Source organism: Laspinema olomoucense D3b (assembly GCF_025370785.1).
GTDB classification, from domain to species: Bacteria; Cyanobacteriota; Cyanobacteriia; order Cyanobacteriales; family Laspinemataceae; genus Laspinema; species Laspinema olomoucense.
On record NZ_JAMXFA010000057.1, the window covers coordinates 1 to 13,673 of the forward strand.

Here is a 13,673-nt window from a genome sequence, read left to right on the forward strand (position 1 = left end):
TACCCTCGCCTATCTCCCCCATCCTCCCTATCTCCCCCATCCTCCCCATCCTCCCCCCTCTCCCCCATCCTCCCCATCCTCCCCATCCTCCCCATCCTCCCTATCTCCCTCAAACTGCTGCGGGTTCTCGGCGGGAAGAAATCACTTTAGCGGGAACGCCTACGGCAATGGAATAGGGGGGAATATTTTTAGTAACAATGGCTCCTGCGCCGATGATACTGCCTTCGCCAATGGTGACGCCATCCATAACTTTGACGCCGGTTCCTAACCAGCAATTGTCTTCAATGGTAATCCCTTCATAACTATTTCCTTGTTGGTTAATATTTTGACCAACGTTTGAAAAAATATGATTGTTAGAGTAAATACTGGAATGGGAGGCAATTAAACAGTCTTTGCCGATTTTGAGTTTGCTCCCGGAGAGGCAGGTATAGGGACCAATATAGGTGCGATCGCCGATTTCTATGCCGTTTTGATTGCCATGTGCTTTGATATCCACCCCGCGATCGAAGGAAACTCCATCCCCAATTTTAATTTTATCTTTGGGTCCAAGGCTGCGGATTCTAACATCCCGATCCATTGAAACTTTATGACCGATTTCCATCCGATAGGCACAGAAAAATTCTACTCCGGTTTTGATGCGAACTCCTTTGCCCAATTTACCGAAAATTGTTTTATAAACCAGTCCCCGTAACGCGGAACCAATGGAGGAAGGCACCCACTGAAGCAGGCCCATTTCTATTTCTTCTAATAAATGAAAGAACCGCCACCCGAGGGCAAATTTTAAAGCTTTTTGGTTCTGAAGGTACAGCGTATAATTTGGATTCGTCATTTTCCTTATCTCTCCCTGTGTGCTTTCTCGGTGACGTGAGTTGGAGTTGGAGTTCAGCAGCCCGTCCCTGCTATCTAATCCCCTCTCTACCTTTAGAGTGAGATCCGCCTCTTCCTATTTTGTACAGCGGAACTGAACCGGGGTGTCTCATCCTTTAGGGGGATTTTTTGCGGCTGAGAAAAAATTCTTTCTCCCAGAATGTTGACACAGAGAGCCCCGGGTCGGGTTAGGCCACTAAAACGGACTTTTCCATCAAGGAAGTGCCGTCATAATAGTGAGGAATGGGGGCATTCATCAGATGGAGAATGGTGGGGGCTAAATCTACCCCATGACCCTCGCGCAGTTGAGTTCCGGGCCGAATTCCCGGCCCTGTAATGTTTAAAAATCCTCGGTTGCGATGACTGCCGGTGCGTCGATAGGGGACGGGACCAATGCGCCCGAATTGACCGCAGTCAATCACATCGGCGGGGCTGTCGTTCCAAACGACGACTAAATCTGCATCGGGACGGGTGCGACTGTTGGGGGGGGTGTGAATGACTTTTTTCACGACGGGGCCTCCGGTGCGCGCATTGGTCCAGCGATAGAGGTGGGCGGTTAACTCTTGGCATAATGCGTCATACTCCTCGGGGGAGACAATGCCATCCGGTTCGCGACCCGCTAGGTTAATTCGGATGTATCCTTCGGAATAGCTGGGGAGGGCAAAAGCTTTCATTTGCGGCCACAAGGGGCTATACCAAGTAGAGGGCTGCCAGAAGAGGGGATTACCTTGCTGGCGCAATTGGTCGGGTGACCCTAATGGCGCTTCTCCGAAGGTTCCTAGGAGGCGATCGAGCAGGGGGTGGAACTGACTGGGGAGTTCCTGCCAGAGGAATTTTTTTAAGGGGTTGGGGCTATACTTGCGTTCCCAGATTTCTCCGGTCCAGGTTTTCCGCCTGGGTTCGCTGACGATCGCCTCGGGTAAGGTTCCGACTTTTCCAGGTGCGATCGCCACTTTCCCGGGGAAGCTGAATCGGTATAAAAACTCGGGTAAAAATAGCATACTGGGAACATCGGTGGTATTATTCCCGCTACCATGTGCGGAAAATAGGACGAGATAACTGTCGTCTGGTACTTCAGCTAATAGGTTACCTACAGCGCGATCGACGGCTTCAAAGACCCCCAGCATGGGGTCTTCTGCGGCGGTATCCAGCTTGTGTTCATACAGTGGGTGGTCGGGTTGACTGAGATACCAAAAGTCATGTCCGGCAGAATGGGTCTCACCAAATACGGTTAACAAGAGATCCCAGGGTTCCTGCTGGAGTAAATTCCGGACGATCGCCCCTCGGCGCTCAATACCTTGATGCAGGGTTTTTTGCAAGCGAGACAGATATGCATTGTCCCACCAATCCCCATGATCACGATGTAGGGCCGGATGTTTCCCATAGTCCCGGTTGAGTTGATTGAGCAATTCGGGCGGGTGAGAGAGACTGGCGGTTTGTGGCGAATGAGCACCCCAGGCTAAGACTTGCTCCCCATTGACGCGATCGCACAAGCGAGATTGCGGTACATCGAAGACAGCAACGCGATACTCGTCTCCCAAGGCATAAAAAGGCGGATATTCCTGAAAATCATAAGCGCCTATTTCGGAAATGTTATAGCTGCCTTCCTGAAATTTGACCGGGGACCAATATCCGGTTTGATTGGGTAAGCATCCGGTCAAAAATGTGGTCCAAGGGGTTTCCGCTTTGTAATATTCTAAGTTGGTCAAGCGACCATAAGCCCCTCGGTCTTTCAATTGTTTGAGGTTGCTTAAATATCCCTGGTCCATCCAGGTTTCTAACAGTTCGGGGTCTGCTGCATCAAGGCCGATCGCAATGACTGAATTTTTCATGATAATTTTCCCTGATTTCTTAATGGTTTTGTTACTTTAGTCTCAGAATCTCTGATCGGGATTTATTTGTGAGAAAATTGGCTTTGTAAGTAGTAGAACGGACTCAAAAAACTGCTTAAAAAAAACTCCAACTCGCAAGCGGCGATCAAGTCGGTTTTGACTAAGCCCCGATACTGCAGCAGATGGCGCACAATTCGGCGTAAATTGCCGACCAAGATGCGGGCGATCGCAATCGGTTTTTCTCTGGGGCTGGCATTGAGCAGGCGCAGGTGGCAAATGCACAGTCCGCAGCCTCGAATCAAGGAAAGTAAGGATGCCTGTTCCAATCTTTCTTTGGGGATTTGATGATAGCTATGCAGAGTGGGACAGTACCAAATTTCCCATCCCCCTTGGTGCAAATAAAGTAAGGTTTCAAAATCTTCTCCCGCTAAGGTGGAACCGTTGACGCGACCGATTAATTGTAAGCGTCTGGGAACGTTTTCACACCAGGCTTGTTTACGAACGACTAAACCCGCGCCTGGGGGTAAACTTAACTGATCCGCTTTATATAAATGGGGTTTTGCCCCTCGTTCCCGAATGGCTAAAAAGGAGGCAATTCGGTGAAAATTTTCCGGGGGTTGAGTTTCAAAGCTGCCATGAATTTGCCCACCAAATGCACCGGATTTGGGATAAGATTGAGCAAAATTGTAGGCTTCGGCTACCCAGTCGGGGGCGGGCAAATTATCATCATCTAAAAATCCTACCCAGGTTCCTTGGGCTTCATCAATTGCCCGCTGTCGGGCAAAGGCGAGTCCTTGCTGGGGTTCAAAATGATAGTGTAAGGGATAGGCGGAGGGCCAATCGGTTTGATATTGGCGAATGACTTCAGCGGTGTTATCCTGACTGTTGTTATCGATGACGATAATTTCCCAGGTGAATTCTTCGGTGCGAATTTGCGATCGCAAGCAGTCTAAAAGTTTTGGTAATCGATTGGCCCCATTATAGCTTGGGATGGCTATCGTAAATGCGATAACATTCATTTGATTTTGGTAGATTTCACTGAAAAATTAGACGGTTAACGGGCTTTCTAGGGAATTCTCCGATACCACTTTGGATAAAATCGAGCCACTAGACTGAGATTTTTCCGGGTCGATGGCAATTTCAGGTATCACTAATTTGGTAACCCAAGGAATGTACATCGGCGATTCAAAGGAGAGGGGATGAGGGCGTTCTATTCCATATCCCTGAACGTAATTGAAGCCCATTCGTTGGGTTTCCTCCAAAATATCGCTGTTTTCTACATAAGTAGCAATTGTTTTTATCCCTAGATTTTGACCTGCTTTATTGAGGTTTTTTACGGCGGTTAAGTTCCGAGAATTATTGGTAATAGATTGAATTAAATTACCTTCTAATTTAAGGTAATTTACGGGCAATTCTTGTAGATAATCGCCCGGAGATTGAGCCGCACCCACTCCATCCAGGGAAAACTGGCAGCCAATGGATTTCAATTGTTTAATCAGTTCTTTGAGTCGGGGTAAATGGCTGATTGCCACCGTCTCGGTAATGCAAAAGCACAACATTTCAGGGGGGGTTTTGTAAAACGATAGTTCCTGAACTAGAAAATCAATTAAGTAGCGATCGCACAGACTGGATTCAGATAAATTAACTTCATAAATCACCCCGGGGAATTTGTCCCCAGCTTCAGCAATTTGATTGCAGAGTTTTCGGATGGTCCAGCGATCGATTGTCCGCATTAGATTATACCGTTTTGCCACAGGCATAAACTGATTTGGCAATAACAGTTTGCCATCCTGATCTTCTAGTCGCAATAAAATCTCGGTATGAGGGCGATCGCCTGCTGTCCCACTCAGGGGGTACACCCCTTGAGAATGAAGGCGAAACCGTTCTTCTTCAAAGGCTTCCGCCAACTGTTCTAGGGAGGTTTGGTTGGACTTCTCAAAAGTGCGATCTCCACTTCTTTCCAATGACTTAAACCCTTGGTGTTTCAACAGAAACAGCGGACTCATTAAGGTACTGGTTAAAAACTCTCGTTCACAAGTTGCTCCTGTATCCTCGCTAATGTTAATGCCATGTCGGAGGCTATGGAGGACCAAACGGCGCAAATCATTGGCTAAATAAACCGGAAAGGCTAAGGGTCTTTGCCAACTATTTAAAGTCATCATTCGCAGGCGATGGCGACTCAACCCCACACAACGGACCAACAGTTTTAAATATTCCGGTTCTAACCTGTGGTTGGGGATTTTATGATAAACCACCATAGCGGGATTATACCAAATGTCCCACCCGGCTTTTTGAATATGCAACAAAACTTCTAAATCTTCACTAGCTAATCCCGCTTCTTTCCCAGTGTGATTTAAAACTAACCGTTTGGGAACCGATTCTAACCAGACTTTTTTGCGAACCACTAATCCCGCCCCTGGGGGCAAAATTTTATGTTGTGGGTCATACTTCCGAGGGGTATTCCCTCGTTCTACAATGGCTAAAAAACAAGCAATTCTCTTAAAATTTTTAGGAAGTTCTTCTTCGGGTTTCTTTTCATAAAATAGCCCGTGAATTTGGCTGCCAAATGCCCCGACTTCGGGATGATTTTTTCCAAACTGATAGGCAGCAGCCACCCAGTCTGGTTCCGGCAAGTTGTCATCATCCAGAAACCCAATCAACTCTCCCTGAGCTTTTTCCACTGCCCGCTGTCTGGCAAAAGCTGCCCCCTGTTCTGGGGCGAAACAATACCGTAAGGGATAGGCAGAGGGCCAGGTTTTCTGATAGTCTCGAACCACTTCAGCAGTGCGATCGCTGCTATTATTATCGACTACCATAATTTCCCAAGAAAATTCTTCGGTTCCCACTTGCGATCGCAGGCGATCGAGGACATCACTTAAGCGGGTTTCACCATTATATGTTGGAATTGCTACTGTTAAATCAACCGGATTCATAAATTAGTAGGGGATAAATCTGAATTAAAGTGAATCGGCTATCACCCAGGCATAGTGCCTTTAGCTGATTAAAATGATTAGCTCCGGGTATCGATTACAGTTGCTCAATGAAAAAAGGTGTTATAGTTTAGATGCAGATGGCAGTCTCTTGAACCAAGTCAACCTCATGCCCTGATTTCACTCAAACCCCCTGGTGCAACAGCGATCGCAAATTACAACCCGAGTTGTGTACCATCGGAAAAAATTCGCGGACAAAGTATCAGTGCAACGCTACCTTGAGTCATGACAACGGCGTTAATGTCTCACCCAGTAACTTGCCCTCTCCTTCTATGTATATTATTTACACGCCGTTCCTGAATTGTCTCTCTATCTCGTGGTAGAGTATTTTGCCTGATTTGGTGGATAGGATTGAAGGCTTGTATAAATTTTTTATAAACTTGACAGGGAGTTTTTAAAGTTAATATGAAGCGATGGAAGAAAAATCTCTGAATCGATCCTTATTGGATCAAATTTAGATCGGTCGTGGACTATTTTGTGTCCGTAGGATTACGGAGCCGATTTATGCCTAGTCCTATAGAAATATTCCTTTAGGAAGAAAGTTGACCTCGCTCAAGCCCTTTTATTTTTCTAAGGCTTCAAAAATGGTGGCTAAAATGGTATTGGAAAATAAAAATCCTTCGGGGTCCGAGAGTCGGATGGCACCGGATGGGGGTAGAGTCGGGCCCAAATCTAGCAATTCCGAACCGGAGTGAACCTTGACCCAGCCTTGGCGATAATAGGGGAGGAGACAGTGCCAAAGCTGACGGAGGCGATCGCCGCCAAACTGCTGGGTGAAGCGAGCAATATTAATCCCATCGGCTAACCGCAATCCCAACATCAAGGTTTCTAACAACACCTCCTCCCCTGGTGTCTCCGGGATAGAAAGCACCCCGCCACTGCCTTGCCACTCTTGCACCCAAGCATAATACTCCCGGCGAGTTCGCGGACGAGTGAACCGTTGGCCCCCCACATAACTCGCGGCCCCCATGCCAAATCCATAGCAAGGGCGATTTTCCCAATAGACTCGATTATGCCGACACTGATAGCCCGACTGCGCATAATTTGAAACTTCATAATGTTCATACCCCGCCGCCGTCAGGGTCTCCACCGCCATCCGATACATTTGGGCGCTACTCTCATCCGTGGGTAAGGGAGAAACCCCCGGTTCGTAGGTCCGGGAAAAGGCGGTCCCCGCTTCTACAATTAAGTCATAACTAGAAATATGTGCCGGATTGAGGGCAACTGCCTGATTCAGAGAGTCTTGCCACTGTTCTAAGGTTTGGTGAGGCAGTCCTGAAATCAAATCCAGACTAAAGTTCTTGATTCCCACCTCGCCAATTAGCTCAACGGCATTTAAAATATCTCGCGTCCGGTGCGATCGCCCACAGTCCGCCAACAACTCATCCTGAAACGCCTGCACTCCCAAACTCACCCGATTGATTCCGGCATGGGAATATCCCGCCAAGTGGTCCCGGTCAAAGGTCCCCGGATCCATCTCCATCGAAATTTCTGCATCAGCAGCAATTCCAAACCGGCGATCGAGACAATCCAAAATTTGACCCAACTGGGAAACCGATAACAGGGACGGCGTACCCCCGCCAAAAAAAACAGTGGACAGGGGCTGACCCCAAACGGGAGTGTTCTCAATTTCCCTAATCAGCCACTCCACATACTCCACAATCGTGCCAGAGTCCTCCCCCTGCTTGCGATCGCCCACCACAGACACCGGAAAATCGCAATAAAAACAGCGACGACGACAAAACGGAATATGCAGATAAGCGGACCGGGGGATCTCCGGGATCGTCCATTCAGTCGATTCTTTAGCCACTATGGATGCCTTAAATTCGGGTTGAAACTGCATATCCCTCTGCGGACAGACTTGCGATGGAGAGCGTCCAAACGGTAGAACAGCAGAAAACTTAATAGTATAATCAAGATGTCTTTCTAGAATCAACTCAATCAGCGGTCTTCACAAAATGTCGGGAAAACATCCTTAGAAAATGGTTCCCCAACATGGACAACCTTGAGTTGAAACCTTACTCTTTTGAGTGGCTCAATCATGCTAAATGCAATTATCATTCTCTCATTCATTCTAGCAGCGGCGGGGATCGGTTTTTACAGCATAGAACTGCTACCCGCCTCGGCGATCGCCCAAGTCACCAATCTCGACGGGTTGCGATCGGTCACCACCGGGTTTGCCGCCTTGGTCGGGGGGGCAGTCGGCCTAGCGGTGCAAACCACCTACCGACGGATGGAAAAGCAAGTTCGGCAAATGCCCATTGATATGCTGATTACCCGGGCGATCGGCCTCGTCATGGGTCTCCTGGTTGCTAACTTAATGCTGGCCCCCGTGTTCTTGCTTCCCATTCCCCATGAATTTGGGTTCATTAAACCCCTCGCCGCCATCCTCGGTAGCGTGATGTTTGCCTTTTTGGGCGTCACCCTCGCCGATGCGCACGGTCGCGCCTTCCTGCGCCTGATTAATCCCAGCAGTCTGGAATCCATGTTAGTTGCTGAAGGGACCTTGAAATCCGCCACGACGAAAATTTTGGATACCAGTTGCATTATCGATGGTCGCGTGGAGACCCTTTTGGCCACCGGCTTTTTAGAAGGACAAATCCTCGTTCCCCAGTTCGTCTTGCAGGAATTGCAAATGGTGGCGGATGCCTCCAACGACCAAAAACGGGTTCGGGGTCGTCGGGGACTGGATGTCCTCAATCGGATTAAGGAAACCTATGCCGAACGCATTGTGATCCATCCGGCAGACTATGAGGACCTGCAAACCGTGGATGCAAAATTGGTCCGGTTGGCCCAAGAAATTAATGCCACCCTGCTCACCAATGACTACAATTTGTCCAAAGTTGCTACGGTGCAAAAGGTGTTAGTTCTGAATATTAACGACTTGACCCAGGCAGTGCGTCCGGTGTATCTCCCCGGAGACAGTCTCGACCTGAAAATTCTCAAAGAAGGCAAGGAAGAGGCCCAAGGGGTGGGATATTTGGACGATGGCACAATGGTAGTGGTGGAAGAAGGCCGCAAATATATCGGTGATCAGTTGCGAGTTGTCGTCACTTCTTCCTTACAAACTGCTGCCGGTCGGATGATTTTTGCCCGTCCTAATGCTTCAATGGTGGCCTAATGTTTGGCTATGTTCGAGGGTAACAAATTAAACCGGCGATCGGGCTGTCCCTGTTCTCTATCCCACAAGATAGATGAATGGGGACAGCTATTTTTATAAATTTCTTCCCCGTCTGGGTTGGGATGTAATTTTGCCCTAAACTCAGATCAGGAATTCAGCCGGACCCAATGTCGAAATAGCTCTAAACTTTCTTCTTTTAAAACATCGCCGACTAATTCAACATCACTTCCAAACTGTTTCAGTTGTTGACAAGAAAGGTTGAGCTGTGTAAATCCGATCGCACAAGCATCCGCTATCCGAGTTCCAAACACAATTTTATCCAGTTTAGCCCAATAAGCAGCGGTAAAACACATCGGACAAGGTTCGCAAGTGCTATAAATCACACAACCGGATAGGTCCATCGTATTTAATTTTTTAGAAGCAGCCCGAATGGCATGAACTTCGGCATGGGCTGTAACATCAATGCTACTGGTACAGATGTTATGCTCACAACTCACCACTTCCCCGTCTTTAACGATACAAGAGCCGAAGGGATCTTCCCCTTGGTTGACTCCTTCCATTGCTTTGGCGATCGCCAGTCTCATAAAGTCTTCATCACTCTTGATTTGACTTGCCATATTAATCCTTTTTTTCTGGTTTCTAATTTTTTGAAGAACTATTATTATAACCGCAAAGGATAGAGTTATCCTATACTTTTTTCACTAGACTTCTTGCAGAATTCTAAAAAGCCCCCCTTCTTAAGGGGGGTTGGGGGGATCTCTACCCCATGAAAGTAAGAATTCTAAGCAAAATCCCTCGGTTCAGAACTGGCCTAATTTTATGCGACTGACTTCTTTGGATGTGTTTCGCGGCATGGCGATCGCCAGCATGATTCTGGTCAACAACCCCGGTAGCTGGCAGCAGGTTTATCCCCCGCTTCTCCATGCGCCCTGGCATGGGTTCACCCCCACGGACCTGATTTTTCCTGCATTCCTGTTCATCTCTGGGGTAGCAATGGCCTTTTCCTTGGCCAAATATACCGACTCCCCCAGTTCCACGCCTGCTGCTCCTGTTTACTTTAAAATCCTCCGTCGGGCGGCGATTCTCTTCGGTTTAGGCTTATTTTTGAACGGATCAACCCTGGTCCTGAAGACTTTACTACAGGGTCAACCCCTGGATTTTGGCACTTTGCGGATTATGGGAGTATTGCAGCGGATTAGTTTGGCTTATTTTTTGGGGGCGATCGCCATCCTGAACCTCTCCCGTCGTCGTCTGGCATTCCTCTGCCTTGCCATTCTCCTCGGATATTGGTTCGCACTCACCCAAATTCCCGTTCCCGGTTACGGTCCCGGTGATTTATCTCCCAAAGGTGCCGGGACCCTCGTCGCCTATCTCGATCGCCTGATTTTGACACCCCCCCATATTTTGGGCGATGGCAGCTTTGAACCCGAGGGATTGCTCAGTACCCTCCCCTCGGTGGTGACCCTCCTCCTAGGCTTTTTTATCGGGGACTGGTTGCAGAAACAACCCGTCACCTCTCCTACCAGTCTGCAAATGGCCGGGATTGCGATCGCCACAATAGTTACCGGCTCACTCTGGGGCCTGGTTTTCCCCATTAACAAACAACTCTGGACCAGTTCCTATGTCGTTTTAAGTGTCGGTTGGTCCCTACTCTTATTGGCCGCCTGTTACGAGATGGTGGAGGTCCGCCAATGGCGAAGCTGGGCCTTTCCTTTTAAGGTGATGGGACTCAATGCCATTTTTGTCTTTGTTGCTTCGGGGTTTCTCGCCCGAATTTTGCTCTTTACCCCCGTCAGTACCGCCACGGATGCACCCAGTCTCTATTCCTGGATGTATCGCAATGGGTTTGTCCCCTTATGGGGTGAACTGCATGGGTCCTTTGCGATCGCCTTGGTGACCCTGCTCTTTTGGACCTGGATTCTCTGGGGCCTCTACCGTCGTCGCTGGTTCTTCAAACTGTAGCAACAGCCCCGCAGGCTGAAGCCCGGAGGCTATACAGACAAAGCCTGCCTACGCAGGCTAAAGAATGTTTTTAGGTCTTTGATAACTGGATTTTGTATTATCCCCAAACCAGTTGTTTGAAGGCGGTTTTCTGTATTAGCCCGCGCAGGCGGGCTTCGTTCGTATAGCCCCACCCTTTCCTTACGGAACGCTGCGCGAACAGGGTGCGGGGGGTTAAAGAAGACCGAAAATTGCCATCAACCCTTCGCAAATGCGATCGCCCCAGGAAAGATTCACAATTATTAACACAAATCTTCAGGATGGCGATCGGCCAGGGAATTTCCTCTGGATCCAGCCCCTTCTCCCACCCTTCAATTTAGGCAGGGAACGGTCGATCCCTCTAGTCCACAGTGAAACCTCAGCCCATCCTCGATCCCCAGGGGGTAAAATTAGCCCCTGGAATAATCCTAAGCCTATATACTTATTTTTGTTATTGTCACTCTTTTTATAACTAAATAACTGTAAAACTGGATTTAAGAGAATTTCTCGCCTTGAGAGCCTTTTAAAACCAATTGAGCTTAAAAAATATTTCCGCCAGCTTGGATAGCTCTCGTTAGCACCCCCATTGATTCCTAAACCCCCTTTACCTTTGTGGGGAAAGTGAACAATAATGGCACTCAACCGGGAAAAACCCATAATTACGCCCCACTCATAGGACCCAACCTAGAGAAAGGCCCAAGCAGAATAAGACACAAACATTTAAGGAGAGCAAAAGCGTGAAACTCGCAGTTTACGGAAAAGGTGGTATCGGTAAATCTACGACAAGCTGCAATATCTCCGTGGCCCTAGCCAAGCGCGGTAAAAAAGTTCTACAAATTGGCTGTGACCCGAAACATGACAGCACCTTTACCCTCACCGGGTATTTGATTCCCACCATCATTGACACCCTGCAAGAAAAAGACTTCCACTACGAAGACGTTTGGCCGGAAGATGTCATCTACAAAGGCTATGGCGGTGTGGACTGTGTAGAAGCCGGTGGCCCTCCGGCTGGGGCCGGTTGCGGTGGCTATGTTGTGGGAGAAACCGTCAAACTGCTCAAAGAACTCAACGCCTTTGACGAATATGATGTGATTCTGTTTGACGTGCTTGGGGACGTGGTTTGTGGTGGATTTGCCGCACCGCTCAACTATGCTGACTACTGCGTAATCGTGACCGATAATGGCTTTGATGCCTTATTTGCGGCCAACCGCATTGCTGCATCGGTTCGCGAAAAAGCTCGCACCCATTCCTTGCGCCTTGCCGGATTAATCGGCAACCGGACCTCGAAGCGGGATTTGATTGATAAATATATCGACACTGTACCGATGCCGGTTTTAGAAATTTTGCCCCTAATTGAAGATATTCGCGTGTCGCGGGTGAAAGGTAAAACCTTGTTTGAGATGGCCGAGAGTGACCCATCCCTCAACTATGTCTGTGACTATTACCTGAATATCGCCGACCAGTTGCTCTCTTCTCCCGAAGGCGTCGTCCCGAATGATACTCCCGATCGCGAGCTATTCTCCCTGCTGTCTGACTTCTACCTCAATCCCGTCAAGGCTCCAACCCATAGCCCCGAAGGCGAACTTGACCTGATGATGGTTTAGAAATCTGCACGAATCATGACGAGAATGGAGGGGGTGTTGAGAAAGTGGGTATGATTCAGTACGAGACAATAGATCTATAAAGAATACAACCTACTTGTTTTCAGCAACCCAGAGGGATAGGCGTTATGGCATTTTTTGAAGAATTCTCTGCCACTTTAAAGAATCAGTGGTTGAAATATTTTGAAGACAACCGTGACTGGCTCAACCTGCATACAAAGTTGGCAGCCGTGAACACTCCGGATGGCGGCAAACGGCCTCCCTCTTACTTCATTCTCGGCGTGATGAATGCCTTAGAACCGAAGTTAGCGCAACTGATGTTGCCCTTTTCGCAGCTTAATCCCGATCCAGATACCTTAATTGAGGTCATTGGTCTCAATTTTGACCCGGATATCGCCCTCGGTAGAGGTCCGGCAACTCCGGCACCGGCAACGACAGGAGGCCATAAAACCACCCCAGTGGTTCCTCAAACCCCTGCGCCAGTGCCACCTTCGATCCCGTCTCCAGCGGCTGCGGTAGCTCATGCGGCGGCGGTGGAACAGTCTCCGGAACCGGCTGTCACTCAAACACCTGCCTCCAGCGATCGCAACTATGACGATCCCGCTCTTTCTGTTGCAGCATCGGTGTTTGGTGATGAGGCGATCGCCGAAGAACCATCTTTTGATCCCCTGGGGGAAATGGAGTCTCCAAATCTGGAATCTGATGATTTATCCGGCTTTGGCGAGACCCTCTCCCCCCAAGTCCAGATAGAAGTCACGCAAGTCACGATGACGATCTCCGAAGACGTCGATCTCAACGACTTCTCTTCAGAATCCTCCGGTGATGATGACTTTGGGGATATGGATTTAGGCGGTTTGGGTTCAGAATCCTCCGGTGATGATGACTTTGGGGATATGGATTTAGGCGGTTTGGATTCCGATGCTTCCAGTGATGATGACTTTGGGGATATGGATTTAGGCGGTTTGGATTCAGAATCCTCCAGTGATGATGACTTGGGAGATATGGATTTAGGCGGTTTGGATTCAGAATCCTCCAGTGATGATGACTTGGGAGATATGGATTTAGGCGGTTTGGATTTAGAATCCTCCAGTGATGATGACTTGGGAGATATGGATTTAGGCGGTTTGGATTTAGATGCCTCTGAGGATTTAGGGGATATGGATTTAGGCGGTTTGGATTCAGAATCCTCCAGTGATGATGACTTTGGGGATATGGATTTAGGCGGTTTGGATTCAGAATCCTCCAGTGATGATGACTTTGGGGATATGGATTTAGGCGGTTT

At 48.5% G+C, this 13,673-nt stretch carries 10 protein-coding genes; 4 read left to right on the plus strand and 6 right to left on the minus strand.

The window, feature by feature from the left end; translation table 11 throughout:
* Nucleotides 1-109: 109 nt before the first annotated feature.
* The 5 genes from NG792_RS29040 to hemW form a co-directional block, all read right to left on the minus strand.
* Nucleotides 110-829, minus strand: a complete 720-nt coding sequence (locus tag NG792_RS29040; RefSeq protein WP_317619526.1) for an acyltransferase — start codon at nt 827-829, stop codon at nt 110-112.
* 226 nt (nt 830-1,055) lie between these two features.
* Nucleotides 1,056-2,699, minus strand: coding sequence for an alkaline phosphatase family protein (locus NG792_RS26455; protein ID WP_261198653.1), 1,644 nt, complete (start codon nt 2,697-2,699; stop codon nt 1,056-1,058).
* Nucleotides 2,700-2,761: 62 nt separating this feature from the next.
* Nucleotides 2,762-3,718 carry a hormogonium polysaccharide biosynthesis glycosyltransferase HpsE gene (gene hpsE / locus NG792_RS26460; protein WP_261237402.1) on the minus strand — a complete coding sequence of 319 codons (957 nt, stop codon included), beginning with the start codon at nt 3,716-3,718 and terminating at the stop codon, nt 2,762-2,764.
* Between the two features lie 27 nt (nt 3,719-3,745).
* On the minus strand, nt 3,746-5,632 hold the full coding sequence (hpsE, locus tag NG792_RS29045) for a hormogonium polysaccharide biosynthesis glycosyltransferase HpsE (RefSeq protein ID WP_317619174.1): 1,887 nt from the start codon (nt 5,630-5,632) through the stop codon (nt 3,746-3,748).
* Nucleotides 5,633-6,251: 619 nt separating this feature from the next.
* A complete protein-coding gene (gene hemW, locus NG792_RS26475; RefSeq protein WP_261237403.1) occupies nt 6,252-7,532 on the minus strand; it encodes a radical SAM family heme chaperone HemW in 1,281 nt (426 codons plus the stop codon).
* A 198-nt stretch (nt 7,533-7,730) separates the two neighbouring features.
* Between hemW and NG792_RS26480 the strand changes: the two genes are divergently transcribed.
* On the plus strand, nt 7,731-8,810 hold the full coding sequence (locus tag NG792_RS26480) for a PIN/TRAM domain-containing protein (protein WP_261198656.1): 1,080 nt from the start codon (nt 7,731-7,733) through the stop codon (nt 8,808-8,810).
* Between the two features lie 146 nt (nt 8,811-8,956).
* Here the strand turns inward: NG792_RS26480 and NG792_RS26485 are convergent, their stop codons facing one another.
* Nucleotides 8,957-9,427 carry a nucleoside deaminase gene (locus NG792_RS26485; RefSeq protein WP_261237404.1) on the minus strand — a complete coding sequence of 157 codons (471 nt, stop codon included), beginning with the start codon at nt 9,425-9,427 and terminating at the stop codon, nt 8,957-8,959.
* 202 nt (nt 9,428-9,629) lie between these two features.
* Here NG792_RS26485 and NG792_RS26490 point away from each other — a divergent pair, with 202 nt between their 5' ends.
* The 3 genes from NG792_RS26490 to NG792_RS26500 form a co-directional block, all read left to right on the plus strand.
* Nucleotides 9,630-10,772, plus strand: coding sequence for an acyltransferase family protein (locus NG792_RS26490; RefSeq protein WP_261237405.1), 1,143 nt, complete (start codon nt 9,630-9,632; stop codon nt 10,770-10,772).
* Nucleotides 10,773-11,527: 755 nt separating this feature from the next.
* Nucleotides 11,528-12,394, plus strand: coding sequence for a ferredoxin:protochlorophyllide reductase (ATP-dependent) iron-sulfur ATP-binding protein (bchL, locus tag NG792_RS26495; protein ID WP_261199231.1), 867 nt, complete (start codon nt 11,528-11,530; stop codon nt 12,392-12,394).
* A 125-nt stretch (nt 12,395-12,519) separates the two neighbouring features.
* Nucleotides 12,520-13,673 (plus strand): DUF5331 domain-containing protein (locus tag NG792_RS26500; protein ID WP_261237406.1); only part of this gene is annotated, 1,154 nt, incomplete at its 3' end.